11 protein-coding genes are annotated in these 13,924 nt (G+C 62.4%); 3 read left to right on the top strand and 8 right to left on the bottom strand.

All coding sequences use genetic code 11. The features are described 5' to 3' along the window. Positions 1-609: 609 nt before the first annotated feature. The 8 genes from WBB95_RS18925 to WBB95_RS18890 form a co-directional block, all read right to left on the bottom strand. Complete coding sequence (locus WBB95_RS18925) at positions 610-1,611, bottom strand: diguanylate cyclase (protein WP_424488972.1); 1,002 nt, start codon at positions 1,609-1,611, stop codon at positions 610-612. A gap of 51 nt (positions 1,612-1,662) precedes the next feature. Next, on the bottom strand, positions 1,663-2,673 hold the full coding sequence (locus tag WBB95_RS18920) for a chemotaxis response regulator protein-glutamate methylesterase (RefSeq protein WP_424488971.1): 1,011 nt from the start codon (positions 2,671-2,673) through the stop codon (positions 1,663-1,665). Then, positions 2,670-4,946, bottom strand: coding sequence for a hybrid sensor histidine kinase/response regulator (locus tag WBB95_RS18915; RefSeq protein ID WP_424488970.1), 2,277 nt, complete (start codon positions 4,944-4,946; stop codon positions 2,670-2,672). Before WBB95_RS18915 ends, WBB95_RS18920 begins: the two co-directional genes overlap by 4 nt. Next, the gene (locus tag WBB95_RS18910) at positions 4,943-5,644 is read right to left on the bottom strand and encodes a chemotaxis protein CheW (RefSeq protein WP_424488969.1); all 702 of its coding nucleotides are present in this window, start codon (positions 5,642-5,644) and stop codon (positions 4,943-4,945) included. The genes WBB95_RS18915 and WBB95_RS18910 overlap by 4 nt, the downstream gene beginning before the upstream one ends. Beyond that, positions 5,641-6,900, bottom strand: coding sequence for a CheR family methyltransferase (locus tag WBB95_RS18905; protein ID WP_424488968.1), 1,260 nt, complete (start codon positions 6,898-6,900; stop codon positions 5,641-5,643). The genes WBB95_RS18910 and WBB95_RS18905 overlap by 4 nt, the downstream gene beginning before the upstream one ends. Next, complete coding sequence (locus WBB95_RS18900; protein WP_424488967.1) at positions 6,897-7,409, bottom strand: chemotaxis protein CheW; 513 nt, start codon at positions 7,407-7,409, stop codon at positions 6,897-6,899. Before WBB95_RS18900 ends, WBB95_RS18905 begins: the two co-directional genes overlap by 4 nt. Beyond that, on the bottom strand, positions 7,409-9,031 hold the full coding sequence (locus tag WBB95_RS18895) for a methyl-accepting chemotaxis protein (protein WP_424488966.1): 1,623 nt from the start codon (positions 9,029-9,031) through the stop codon (positions 7,409-7,411). Before WBB95_RS18895 ends, WBB95_RS18900 begins: the two co-directional genes overlap by 1 nt. Positions 9,032-9,226: 195 nt before the next feature. Then, a complete protein-coding gene (locus WBB95_RS18890; protein WP_424488965.1) occupies positions 9,227-9,934 on the bottom strand; it encodes a tellurite resistance TerB family protein in 708 nt (235 codons plus the stop codon). Between the two features lie 168 nt (positions 9,935-10,102). Here WBB95_RS18890 and WBB95_RS18885 point away from each other — a divergent pair, with 168 nt between their 5' ends. From WBB95_RS18885 to ydcS, 3 genes are all read left to right on the top strand, one after another. Further along, positions 10,103-11,014: a LysR family transcriptional regulator gene (locus tag WBB95_RS18885; protein ID WP_424488964.1), complete on the top strand. Its 912-nt coding sequence runs from the start codon at positions 10,103-10,105 to the stop codon at positions 11,012-11,014. A gap of 132 nt (positions 11,015-11,146) precedes the next feature. Further along, positions 11,147-12,604, top strand: a complete 1,458-nt coding sequence (locus WBB95_RS18880; protein ID WP_424488963.1) for a gamma-aminobutyraldehyde dehydrogenase — start codon at positions 11,147-11,149, stop codon at positions 12,602-12,604. A gap of 70 nt (positions 12,605-12,674) precedes the next feature. Further along, positions 12,675-13,826: a putative ABC transporter substrate-binding protein YdcS gene (ydcS, locus tag WBB95_RS18875; RefSeq protein WP_424488962.1), complete on the top strand. Its 1,152-nt coding sequence runs from the start codon at positions 12,675-12,677 to the stop codon at positions 13,824-13,826. The last annotated feature ends 98 nt before the right edge of the window (positions 13,827-13,924 follow it).

The raw sequence follows: 13,924 nt of genomic DNA, 5'->3' as shown, positions 1-13,924 counted from the left end.
GGCAAGCCAGCTCCCACAGAAAAGCAGAATTGCGGTGTGGCAGCAATCTGATATCTGAAGCCGAACTGGATCAAAAATGTGGGAGCGGGCTTGCTCGCGAAGGCGGTGGGTCAGTCAACAAATTCATTGGCTGACCCACCGCCTTCGCGAGCAAGTCGAATCGTCGCACCGCCGCTCCCACAATTGAACCTCATTACATCAGGTAGAAGTTGTGCTGCTCTGCTGTTGCCTTGCTGTTGCCCTGCTTCTGCTTCAACCACTCAGGTCGGCTTTCAGGCCGCCGTGCTTTAGATTTTGATCTTGATCTCAGGCGCCCCGTTAACCACGCTGGCCGCACGCAGGCTTGAAACCGTGGGTAACCCGGCAAGGATGCCGGGTTAGCCCCCCCGCGCCATGGATGGCGCGTGGCGGCGGCCCACGGATTCAAGCCGGAGTGCGGGCATGCCGAGCCACAGCGAGGCACCGAGTGGAGGGGCAAGAGCGTTTTGGTTACTTTTGCGCTCCATCAAAAGTGACCCGCCGTAAGGGCGGAACCCTACTCAGCCTCTACCAAAAAAACGGATACACCCCCAAAACAACCGCCGCAAATAACCCCACCCCAACAGCAACCTACTCAATCCCCACCTGATTGCGCCCATTATGCTTGGCCGTATACAACCCCTTGTCCGCCGCCATGATCAACTGCCGGCAATCCGTCCCCTGCACCGGCGTCATCGTCGACAACCCAATGCTGATAGTCAGGCTCGCCCCCTCAGCCGGCGCAATATGCGGAATTTTCAGCGCCGCCACCGCCATGCGCAGCTTCTCGGCCACCAGACGCGCCCCACCGGGCGAAGTACTCGGCAGCACCAGCGCAAACTCCTCACCACCATAACGCGCCGGCAAATCCGAAGGCCGGCTACTCGCCTCGCGAATCGTCGCAGCCACCTTGCGCAACGCCTCATCGCCTTCAACATGCCCAAAACTGTCGTTGTAGGTCTTGAAGAAATCCACATCAATCATCAACAACGACAACTGCGTCTGGTCACGCATCGCGCGGCGCCATTCCAGCTCCAGGTACTCGTCGAAGTGACGACGGTTGGACAACCCCGTAAGCCCATCAGAGTTCATCAACCGTTGCAGCACCAGGTTGGTGTCCAGCAACTGCTGCTGGCTGACCCGCAACGCACGGTACGCCGCATCTCGCTGCAACAGCGTCATGTAGGAGCGCGAGTGATAACGAATGCGCGCCACCAACTCGATATTGTCCGGCAGCTTGACCAGGTAATCGTTAGCCCCGGCCGAGAACGCCGCGCTCTTGATCAGCGGGTCTTCCTTGGTCGACAGCACGATGATCGGGATATTCGCCGTCGCCGGATGATTGCGGTATTCGCGCACCAGCGTCAGGCCATCGAGGTCCGGCATCACAAGGTCTTGCAGGATCACGGTCGGCTTGATGCGGATCGCCTGGGCAATCGCCTGGTGTGGATCGGCGCAAAAGTGGAAATCGATGTTTTCCTCATGGGCCAACCCACGCCGTACGGCTTCGCCGATCATGGCCTGGTCATCGACCAGCAACACCATGGCGGCGTTTTCGTCGGTCTTGAAGTCGTCGAGCTGTAAATCATTCATGTGCAGTCACCTGAATTACTACCTGCAAGCCAGCGCGGAGGGAGGTCATGATCATTTTGCAAATACCTCCAGCAATCGGGGCGCAATCCTGTCCAGTGGGCGAATTTCAACAGCAGCATCAATTGCCGCCGCCGCTTTGGGCATGCCATACACCGCCGAGCTCTGCTGATCCTGGGCGATGGTCAAATAGCCTTGTTCACGCAATAACTTGAGGCCCTGAGCCCCGTCGCGGCCCATGCCGGTCAGCAATACGCCGACGACGTCGCCGTTCCAGTGGCTGGCGACGCTCTCGAAGAACACGTCGATGGACGGCCGGTAAATTTCGTTCACCGGCTCTGCGGTATAGGCTAGCGTGCCATTTTTCAACAGGCGAATATGGTGGTTGGTACCCGCCAGCAGCACCACGCCACTTTGCGGCGGCTCACCCTCGCGGGCCAGGCGCACCGGCAAGCCGGAGGCGCTGCTCAACCACTCGGCCATGCCCGCGGCGAACACCTGGTCCACATGCTGCACGAGCACAATGGCCGCAGGAAAGTCCCGAGGCAAACCCTTGAGCAGGGTTTCCAGGGCGGCCGGCCCGCCAGCCGAAGAACCAATGGCCACCAGGCTCTGGCGTGTACCGGTAATGCGCGGCAGTGCGGTTTCGGCGCGTACGCGGCTGCCGCGCTGGCCGACCAGCCAGCCGATATTAAGGATCTTGCGCAACAACGGCGCCGCCGCGTCCTTGGGGTTGCCCACGCCGAGTGCCGGTGTGTCCACCACATCCAGGGCGCCATGGCCCATGGCTTCGAACACACGGCTGACGTTGGCCTGGCGGTCCACGGTCACAATCACAATCGGGCACGGCGTCTCGGCCATGATCTGCCGCGTGGCTTCCACGCCATCCATCACCGGCATGATCAGGTCCATCAGGATCAAGTCCGGGGTCAGCTCGGCGCAGCGCTGCACGGCCTCCAGGCCATTATTGGCCACCCACACCACCTGATGCGCCGGCTCGAAACTCAGGGCACGGCGCAACGCCTCCACGGCCAGCGGCATGTCATTGACGATCGCAATCCTCATGCCCGCGCTCCTCCGATCAGTTCAACCACGGCGTCCAGCAAGGCGTCATCGTGAAAACTGGCTTTGGCTAAATAATAGTCGGCGCCGGCGTCGAGGCCACGGCGCCGGTCTTCTTCACGATCCTTGTACGACACCACCATCACCGGCAACGATTGCAGGCGACTATCACGACGCAAGAGTGTGACCAATTCAATACCGTCCATACGAGGCATATCAATGTCAGTGATGAGCAAGTCGAAGTCTTCGGAGCGCAACGCGTTCCAGCCGTCCATGCCATCGACCGCAACAGCCACTTCATAACCGCGATTTAGTAACAATTTGCGTTGCAGCTCACGCACAGTGAGCGAGTCGTCGACCACCAGCACCCGCTTGCGCGGCACTTCGGTGGTTTGCTGGCTGCGCCGGGCGATGCGTTCCAGGCGCCCGGTGTTGAGCAATTTGTCCACCGAACGCAGCATGTCTTCGACGTCGACGATCAATACCACCGAGCCGTCATCCAGCAAGGCGCCAGCGGAAATATCCTGGACCTTGCCCAGGCGATCGTCCAACGGCAGCACCACCAGCGTGCGTTCGCCGATAAAGCGTTCCACCGCGATGCCATACACCGCATCACGTTCGCGGATCACCACCACCTTCAACATTTCGTCATTGCTCTGCCCGGGCGGGCGTTGCAGCAACTGGCTGGCGGCGACCAGGCCGACATGCCGGCCCTCGTGCCAGAAGTGCTGGCGACCTTCCAGTTGCACGATGTCGTCGGGAGCCAGATCACACATACGCTCGATATGCGCCAGCGGGAACGCGTAGGCTTCTTCGCCGACTTCCACCACCAGGCTGCGCACCACCGATAAGGTCAACGGCACTTCAAGGTGGAAACGACTGCCCTGCCCCGCCGTCTGTTCCAGCACCACCGCACCACGCAGTTGCCGGACCATGTGCTGCACCGCGTCCAGGCCCACACCGCGCCCGGACACTTCGGTGACCTTGTCGCGCAGGCTGAAACCCGGCAGGAACAGGAAGGTCAGCAGTTCTTCCTCGCTCAGGCGCAGCGCGGTTTCCAGCGGCGACAGGTGGCGGTCTACGATGGTGCCGCGCAGGCGCTCCAGGTCGACACCATTGCCGTCGTCGCTCAATTCCAGCACCAGTAAACCGGCTTGGTGGGAAGCCCGCAGGCGAATCAAGCCTTCGGCCGGTTTGCCCGCCAGCATGCGTTGCTCGGGCATTTCGATGCCATGGTCGACGGCATTGCGCAACAAATGCGTCAGTGGTGCTTCGAGTTTTTCCAGCACGTCGCGGTCGACCTGGGTCTTTTCGCCCTCGATCTCCAGGCGCACTTGCTTGCCCAGGCTGCGGCCCAGGTCACGCACCATGCGCACTTGCCCGGCCAACACATCGGCAAACGGGCGCATGCGGCACGCCAAGGCGGTGTCGTAGAGCACTTGGGCGCGCTGCCCGGCCTGCCAGCCAAACTCGTCCAGCTCGGCGGTTTTTTCCGCCAGCAACGCCTGCGCCTCGCTCAACAGACGGCGCGTGTCCGCCAGCGCTTCCTGGGCTTCGAGGTTCAAATTCAGCGCCTTGAGCTGGCCGTCCAGCGCATCCAGGGCGCGCACGCTGTTGCTTTGAATACGCTTGAGGCGTTGCATGCTGGCCAGGTAAGGCTTGAGCCGCTGGGTTTCCACCAGGGATTTGCTGGACAGGTCCAACAGGCTGTTCAAGCGCTCGGCAGTCACACGCAGCACGCGCTCGCCGCCTTCGGTCATGCGTTTGTTCTGGCGCGGCGGTTCGCTGGCGACCGGCGGCGCGGGCTCAGGCTCGGGCGGCAACGCTTCAATCAGCGCTGCAGGAGCAGGTTCGGGCGTTGGCGCCACGGGTTTCACGGGCGCCTGGGACGGGTCGAGCAGGCGCTCCATCAAGGCCACATAGGCTTCGATATCGGCCGGGCCCACGTCGTTGCCGGGGGTTGCGATGCGCATCAGCAGGTCGGTGCCTTGCAGCAGCGCATCGATGTGTTCGGGCTGCAGGTACAGCCGGCTTTCCTGGGCGCTGACCAGGCAATCTTCCATGACGTGGGACACGCTGACGCCCGCGTCCACCCCGACAATCCTTGCCGCGCCCTTGAGCGAGTGCGCCGCACGCATGCAGGCTTCAAGCTGGTCGGCCTGGGTCGGGTTGCGTTCCAGGGCCAGCAAACCGGCGCTCAGTACCTGGGTCTGCGCGTCGGCTTCCAGGCTGAACAGTTCCAGCAGCGAGGCATCGCGCATCTGGTCGGGGGTCATGTGAGGCTCCGGGTCACGGCGGACAACAATTGCGCCTCGTCCAGCCAACGCAGGCTGCGGCCTTTCCACTGCAATACACCCTGGGTGTAGCGCCCACTCGCCTGGGTGCCGGACGCCGAGGCTGCCATCAAGACGCGCTCGTCAAGGGCATGAATGCCGTCGACTTCATCCACCGGCACCACCACCGGGCCGTCTTGCGCGGCGATGATCAACATGCGCGGCATGATGCGCCCGCCGATTGCGCCGGTGCCGGTGCTGTCCAGACCGAGCAGTTCCACCAACGACAGACACGCCACCAGCGCGCCACGTACGTTGGCCACACCGAGCAGCGCCCGCGAGCGCTGGTGCGGCAGCGAGTGAATCGGTTGCAGCGGCGCCACTTCCACCAGGCAACGGGTGGCGATGCCCAGCCATTCCTCGCCGAGGCGGAACATCAACAGCGATCGGGTCACCACATCCGCGTCGATTTCGACGGCCACCTGCCCACGACGGTCGTCCTGTTGCAAGGCGTAGCGGTCGAGCAAGCGGGTGGCGGCGGCGGAATACACCGAGCAATTGCGGCAATGGATGTGCTCCGCCAACAGCGGGCAAGACTTGTCGCCATGAATGCCGATGCGGTTCCAGCAATCGTCGATGGCTTGGGTGTCGGCCAGGGTCAGGTCCAGGCCTGCGGTGTCGAGCACGTCGGGGCTACTCATTGTTTGGGCTCACTGTCTGCTCGCTCGCTACGGGCGGCGCGTGCCTGCAAACGGCGCGCACCCGCATTGTCTCCCAGGGATTCCAGCAACGCGGCCAGGTGCATCAAGGCCTGCTGGTGCTGCGGTTCCAGGTACAAGGCTTTTCGATAATACCCCTGGGCTTCCAGGGCGCTGCCCGCCACATCGCTGAGCAGCCCCAGCCAATAAAACACTTGGGCGACCGGCGGGTGGTTACTCAAATACTGTTCACAGGCGGCGCGGGCCTCAAGGCTTTTGCCTTCATTGGCCAGCACGGCAATTCGGCTGAGCAACTCGCCAGCGTCGGACTGCACAACCTTGGCCGGCGCCCCCTGGGCAATGACCGTGCTGAACGGTCGCGGCTTCGTCGAAATCGGCGCCGCACTGCGCGGCGGCAGCGGCGCGGGCACGAACACCGGCATTGGCTCCGGCGCGACCGGCTCGACATGCCGGCTGAACGCAAAGGATTGCGGCACGCCGATCGAACGCATGCCATGGCGACCGAGCAGGCTGCCCTCGGCCGGGCCGATAAACAGCACGCCGTCCACATGGGTCAGGGCCTTGAGCACGTCGAAGACTTGCTTTTGGGTCGCCTGGTCAAAGTAGATCAGCAGGTTGCGGCAGAACACGAAGTCGTAGCTCGGCTCATTGGCCAGCAGCGCAGGGTCGAGCAGGTTGCCGACTTGCAGGCGCACTTGCTCGCGGACCCGGTCGTCGATGCGATAACCGTCCTGTTGCTCGGTGAAGTGGCGTTCGCGAAATTCGATGTCACCGCCGCGAAAGGAATTTTTGCCGTACACGCCACGGCGCGCGCGTTCAACCGACAACGGGCTGACGTCCATGCCCTGGACCTTGAATTGGTGCGGCGCGAGCCCTGCATCAAGCAAGGCCATGGCAATCGAATAGGGCTCTTCGCCCGTGGAGCATGGCAGGCTGAGGATGCGCAGCGCGCGCATCTGCTTGATCTCGGCCAGGCGCACCTTGGCCAGGCGAGCCAGGGTCGCAAAGGATTCTGGGTAACGGAAAAACCAGGTCTCGGGAACGATCACCGCTTCGATCAGCGCTTGCTGCTCGTCATGGGAGCTTTGCAGCCGTTGCCAGTAATCTTCCGACGTTTGCGCCTGCATCACTTGGCTGCGCTGGCGCACCGCGCGCTCGATGATGGCCTCGCCCACCGAGGCGACGTCCAGGCCAATGCGCTCTTTCAAGAAGGCCGAAAAGCGCGGGTCGCTGCTCATACGCTCAGCTCGGCAGAAAACAGCAGGCTGCGCACGGGCTCGGTGAGCAGTTCGTTGACCCCGATCCATTGCATCAAGCCCAGGGCGTCTTCACGCACCAGCCCCAGGTAGGGCGCCTCGCGATTGTCCAGGCCATACGCCTTGAACTCGTCAAGGTCGCAACGCACGGTGTCCGTGGCCTGCTCCAGGATCAGCCCCAGCCAGCGCGGTGTAACCCAAGGCTGCGGCTGGTAATTGACCAGCACCAGGCGCGTGCTGGTGCGGGCCTGGGCCGGCGTGCCGAAGGTCAGGGCGCACAGGTCGATGACCGGCACCAGTGCCCCGCGATGGGCAAAGATCCCGGCGACCCATACCGGGGAATGGGCTATGGGCTTGAGTGGCAGGCGCGGCAGCACTTCGGCCACTTCGGTGGCTTTGAGGGCAAACCGTTCGCCACCGATGTGAAACACCAGGAACAACGCCTTTTTCGCTGCCGGGACGGCGCCGCGTTTAGCCGCGAGGTCGCTCATCAGACTTTGAAACGCGACACGCCGCTGCGCAGACCGACCGCAACCTGGCTCAGTTCATCAATCGCAAAGCTGGCCTGGCGCAGGGACTCCACGGTCTGGCTGCTGGCATCGCCCAGTTGCACCAGGGCGTGGTTGATCTGCTCGGCGCCGGTGGCCTGGGCCTGCATGCCTTCGTTGACCATCAACACGCGCGGCGCCAGGGCCTGTACCTGATGAATGATCTGCGACAGTTGCTCGCCGACCTGCTGCACTTCGGACATGCCGCGGCGCACTTCCTCGGAGAACTTGTCCATGCCCATCACGCCTGCCGACACGGCCGACTGGATCTCGCGCACCATCTGCTCGATGTCGTAAGTCGCCACGGCAGTCTGGTCGGCCAAACGCCGTACTTCGGTGGCCACCACGGCAAACCCGCGCCCGTATTCACCGGCCTTCTCGGCCTCAATGGCAGCGTTGAGCGACAACAGGTTGGTCTGGTCGGCGACCTTGACGATGGTCACCACCACCTGGTTGATGTTACCGGCCTTCTCATTGAGGATCGCCAGCTTGGCGTTGACCAAGTCAGCTGCGCCCATCACCGAGTGCATGGTTTCTTCCATGCGCGCCAGGCCTTGCTGGCCGGAACCGGCAGCGACCGAGGCCTGATCGGCAGCGGTGGACACTTCGGTCATGGTGCGGACCAAATCCTTGGATGTGGCGGCGATCTCCCGCGAAGTCGCGCCGATCTCGGTGGTTGTCGCGGCGGTTTCGGTGGCGGTTGCCTGTTGCTGCTTGGAGGTGGCGGCAATCTCGGTCACCGAGGTGGTCACCTGCACCGACGAACGCTGGGCCTGGGACACCAGGGCGGTGAGCTCGGTCATCATGTCGTTGAAGCCGGTTTCCACCGCGTTGAACTCGTCCTTGCGCTCCAGGTTCAGGCGCTTGCTCAAGTCACCGTCGCGCATGGTGCCCAGGATCGAGACGATGCGCTGCATCGGCGCCATGATTGCACGCATCAACAGCAGGCCACACAGGCCTGCAGCGAGAATGGCCAGGAGCAACGATACCAACATGCTGACTTTGGCGGCGGACACAGCGTCGTCAATCGCATTGGTGGCGCGGTCGGCGACGTCCTTGTTCTCGGTGATGATGTCGTTGAGCTTCATGCGCCCTGCCGTCCAGGCAGGCGTCAGGTTGGTGGTGAACTCTTTGCGCGCGGCCACCAGGTCGTTGCGCTGCAGGCTGTCGAGCACCGTGGCGAGGCTCTTGTTGTAGGCCTGGTGCATCGCTTCGAATTTATCGAACTCGGCCTGGTCGTCGCGACCGTTGATGGTTTTCTGGTAATTGGCCATCTGCGTCTGGATGCGCCCTTCGAAAGACTTGAAGTCGGCCTTGTCGGCGTCGGTCAGGCCCTTGTCGTCCCGCAAGCCGAGCAATTCCAGGGTCTGGAGGTAGCTGTCGACCCAGGCGCTGCGAATCATCGAACTTAAGTAAACCCCCGGCACCGCGTCGTCGCGCACCGCCGTCTCGCTGTTCTCGATCTTCAGCAACCGTGAATAGGAGACCACAACCATTAACAGCATGATGGCGATAATGACCGCAAAGCTAGCCAAGATCCGTTGGCGCAAGGTCCAGTTCTTCACAGTATTTCCTCGAAGGGCGAATCAAATGCCGAGGAGATAGCTGAGCACAAGCCCTCATTTATCAACGGGTTTTGATGCATCGCGCACAGAATGCAAAAACACCCTGTGGGAGCGAGCTTGCCCGCGAAGACGGTGTGTCAATCGCCCACTGCATTGACTGGCACAGCGTATTCGCGAGCAAGCCCGCTCGCACATCTATGGGTTCAGCCGCACCTGCTTTTCAAGCTCGGCCTTCAGGCCCGGCTCCAGTTTCAGCTGGCGCGCCAGTTCGTCCAGGTAGGCCTTTTCCATGAAGTTTTCTTCGTCCACCAGCATCACGCTGGCGATGTACATCTCGGCGGCCATTTCCGGGGTGCCGGCGGCGCGCGCCACGTCCGCTGGGTCCAAGGGTTTGTTGAGCTCGGCGTGCAGCCAGCCTTGCAGCTCGCGGTCATTGTCGAGCTTGGTGAATTCGCCTTCGATCAGCGCGCGTTCGCGCTCATCCACATGCCCGTCAGCCTTGGCGGCGGCCACGAGCGCTTTGAGAATGCCCTGGCTGTGTTGCTCAGCTTGGGCCGGTGGCAGGCGGTCGATGGTTTGCGGTTCGCCTTGCGGTGCGCTGGCCTGCTGCGCCTGCCAGTTGCCATACGCCTTGTAGGCAATCACACCCAGCGCGGCCAGCCCGCCATACGTCAGCGCCTTGCCGCCGAACTTGCGGGCTTTTTTATTGCCCAGCAGCAGGCCCATGGCGCCCGCCGCCAGGGCGCCGCCGCCCGCACCGCCCAGCAAACTGCCGAGCCCGCCGCCGCCGAGCAAACCGCCCAGCGCACCTTTATCGTCTGACTTGCGCTGCCCGCCAGCCTTGTTCTGCAGCATGTCCTGGCCAGATTTGAGCAACTGATCGAGCAATCCACGGGTATTCATTTGCAGCCTCCAGGCACTTGAGTTCGTAGGACCAATAGGCCCCCAGCGTAAAACTAAGTGCCAAAAAGCCCCGATCTAGAGTGCTTCCAGATGTAACGCAGCTACCGTTCGTTAAAACCGATATACACTCGGATAAATCTATAAAAACACCCCACTGGTAATTCCAGCATGATGACCTTGCGTCAAATCCGGCATTTTATCGCCGTGGCCGAGACCGGCTCGATTTCCGCCGCCGCGCAAACCGCGTTCATTTCCCAGTCGACCCTGACCCTGGCGATCCAGCAACTGGAACAGGAAATCGGCGTCAACCTGTTCAACCGTCACGCCAAGGGCATGACCCTGACTCATCAGGGCCATCAGTTCCTGCGCCAAGCGCACCTGATCCTCGCCACCGTCGACAACGCCAAGCGCAGCCTGCAGCAAAGCACTGACCAAGTGGCCGGGCAGTTGATCATCGGCGTGACCAGCCTGGTCGCCGGCTATTACCTGGCAGACCTGCTCACCCGTTTTCAGCGTGCCTACCCCAATGTGGAAATCCGCGTGATGGAGGACGAGCGCCCGTATATCGAGCATTTGCTGGTCAGTGGTGAAATCGACGTGGGCGTGCTGATCCTCTCCAACCTGGAAGACCGCCACGCGCTGCAGACCGAAGTGCTGACCCATTCACCCCACCGTTTATGGCTGCCGGCGCAACACCCGCTGCTGGAGCACGACAGCATCAACCTCGCCGACGTGGCGCGTGAGCCGCTGATTCAACTGAATGTCGATGAAATGGGCCACAACGCCCAGCGCATGTGGACTGCCGCTGCCCTGCAACCGCGCGTGACCTTGCGCACCGCGTCTACCGAAGCCGTGCGAAGCCTGGTGGCAGCAGGCCTGGGCGTGTCGATCCAACCCGACATGACGTACCGGCCGTGGTCGCTGGAAGGCGACATTATTGAAGCCCGGCCAATCGCCGACCTCAGCCAGACCCTCGATGTGGGCCTGGCCTGGCGCCGTGGCACTGCGCGCCCGGCATTGGTCGACCCGTTCCTGACCGTCGCCCGCGAACAGCCGCACCCGCGCAAGCCATCTATTTAATCGAATGCTGCTTTCAGTATTTAGTATTTGTTGACCTCGCGCCTGACCTCTAGTCTCTGTCCATCCATAAGAGAAGGTCAGGCGCCTCGTAAGAGAATGCCCATGGCCATACAAGAAAAGAGATCGCGAAAAATGTCAGGCGCGCCCACCCCGCTGCTCACTGCGTTGTTGATCGACGGCGAACTGGTCCAGGGCCAGGGTTTTGCCGAGCCGATCATCAACCCGGCCACCGGTGAAGTGCTCACCCAGATCGCCGAAGCCAGCACCGAGCAGGTCGAGGCCGCTATCCTCGCCGCCCACCGCGCGTTTGCCGGCTGGTCGCGGACCACGCCGCAGCAACGCTCGAACATTCTGTTGGGCATTGCCGACGCCATCGAAAAACAAGCCGACTACCTCGCCCGCCTGGAATCGTTGAACTGCGGCAAGCCGTTGCACCTGGCGCGTCAGGATGACCTGAGCGCCACCGTCGACGTTTTCCGTTTCTTCGCTGGCGCCGTGCGCTGCCAGACCGGGCAACTGAGTGGTGAATACCTGCCCGGCTACACCAGCATGGTGCGCCGCGATCCGATTGGCGTGGTGGCCTCCATCGCGCCGTGGAATTACCCGCTGATGATGGCCGCGTGGAAGATCGCCCCCGCCTTGGCCGCCGGCAATACGCTGGTGTTCAAGCCGTCGGAACACACACCGCTGTCGATCCTCGCCCTGGCGCCTGCGCTGAATGAGCTGTTGCCACGCGGGGTGATCAATATTCTGTGTGGCGGCGGCGAAGGCGTCGGCAGCCATTTGGTCAGCCACGCCAAAGTGCGCATGGTCTCGCTGACCGGCGATATCGTCACGGGCCAAAAGATCCTGCAGGCCGCCTCGAAAACGCTGAAACGCACGCACCTGGAACTGGGCGGCAAAGCGCCGGTGATCGTGTGCAACGACGCCGACCTGCAAGCCGTGGTCGAAGGCGTGCGCGCCTACGGTTACTACAACGCCGGCCAGGATTGCACTGCCGCGTGCCGCATCTACGCCCAGGCCGGTATCCACGACAGATTGGTCGCGGACCTCGGCGCCGCCGTCAGCAGCCTGCGGTTTGCCGGCAAGCGCGATGCCGACAACGAACTCGGCCCGCTGATCAGCACGCGCCAGCGTGACCGCGTTGCCAGTTTTGTCGAGCGCGCCCTCGGCCAGCCGCACATCGAACGCATCACCGGCGCTGCCGTGCATTCCGGCGCGGGCTTCTATTACCAGCCGACCCTGCTCGCCGGTTGCAAACAAAACGATGAAATCGTGCAGCGCGAAGTGTTCGGCCCGGTGGTCACCGTGACCCGCTTCGACGAACTCGAACAGGCCGTGGACTGGGCCAACGACTCCGAATACGGCCTGGCCTCGTCGGTGTGGACGCAGAACCTGGACAAGGCCATGCAAGTGGCCGCGCGCCTGCAATACGGCTGCACCTGGATCAACAGCCATTTCATGCTGGTCAGCGAAATGCCCCACGGCGGCTTGAAGCGTTCGGGGTATGGGAAAGATCTGTCCAGCGATTCGCTACAGGACTACAGCGTGGTGCGGCACATCATGGCCCGCCACGGTCAGCACCTTTAAAACAACAACTAAGCTCATGCGTCACGGCTTCACACACTGCCCCGACCATAATTAAAGAAGAGGGAACCCCATGTCCGCGCACAAGACCGCACTGCTCAGTGCCTTGACCACCGCGCTGCTGGCCAGCGTCAGCATCCAGGCCGCCGAACCGCTCAAGGCCGTCGGCGCCGGCGAAGGCCAGCTGGATATCGTCGCCTGGCCCGGCTATATCGAACGTGGCGAAAGCGACAAGGCCTACGACTGGGTCACTGGTTTCGAGAAGGAAACCGGCTGCAAGGTCAATGTGAAAACCGCCGCCACGTCTGACGAAATGGTCAGCCTGATGGCCAAGGGCGGCTATGACCTGGTCACCGCCTCGGGCGACGCCTCGCTGCGCTTGATTGGCGGCAAACGCGTGCAGCCGATCAACACCGCGTTGATCCCTAACTGGAAGAACATCGACCCGCGCCTGAAAGATGCGCCGTGGTACGTGGTTGGCCAGCAAACGTATGGCACCCCGTACCAATGGGGCCCGAACGTATTGATGTACAACACCAACGTGTTCAAGACCGCGCCCACCAGTTGGAACGTGGTGTTCGAGGCGCAGAACCTGCCGGACGGCAAGCCGAACAAAGGCCGCGTGCAAGCCTATGACGGCCCGATCTATATCGCTGACGCGGCGCTGTACCTCAAGGCCACCAAGCCGGACCTGGGCATCCAAAACCCGTACGAACTGACCGAAACGCAGTACAAGGCCGTGCTTGAGCTGTTGCGCGCCCAGCAACCGTTGATCCACCGCTACTGGCACGACACCACCGTGCAGATGAGTGACTTCAAGAACGAAGGCGTGGTGGCCTCTAGCGCGTGGCCGTATCAGGTCAACGGCCTGGTCAACGAGAAACAGCCGATTGCCTCGACCATCCCGAAGGAAGGCGCGACCGGCTGGGCCGACACCACCATGTTGCACGCCGAAGCCAAGCACCCGAACTGCGCCTACAAGTGGATGGACTGGTCGCTGCAGCCAAAGGTCCAGGGCGACGTTGCCGCCTGGTTCGGCTCACTGCCGGCAGTGCCCGCCGCGTGTAAGGAAAGCGAGTTGCTGGGCGCCGAAGGGTGCAAGACCAACGGGTTCGACCAGTTCGACAAGATCGCCTTCTGGAAAACCCCGCAGGCTGAAGGCGGCAAGTTCGTGCCGTACAGCCGCTGGACCCAGGATTACATCGCGATCATGGGCGGCAGATAAGGTTTCCCGGGCCGCATAAATCCAATGTGGGCAGGGTTTGTGTGGGAGCTGGCTTGCCTGCGATGCAGGCACCTTGGTGTTTCGGCTAGACCGAGGTG

The sequence above is a fragment of the Pseudomonas sp. genome (assembly GCF_049645325.1).
Taxonomy (GTDB): domain Bacteria; phylum Pseudomonadota; class Gammaproteobacteria; order Pseudomonadales; family Pseudomonadaceae; genus Aquipseudomonas.
Note: the sequence above shows the minus strand (reverse complement) of the source record. Positions and strands in the feature narration are given on the sequence as shown.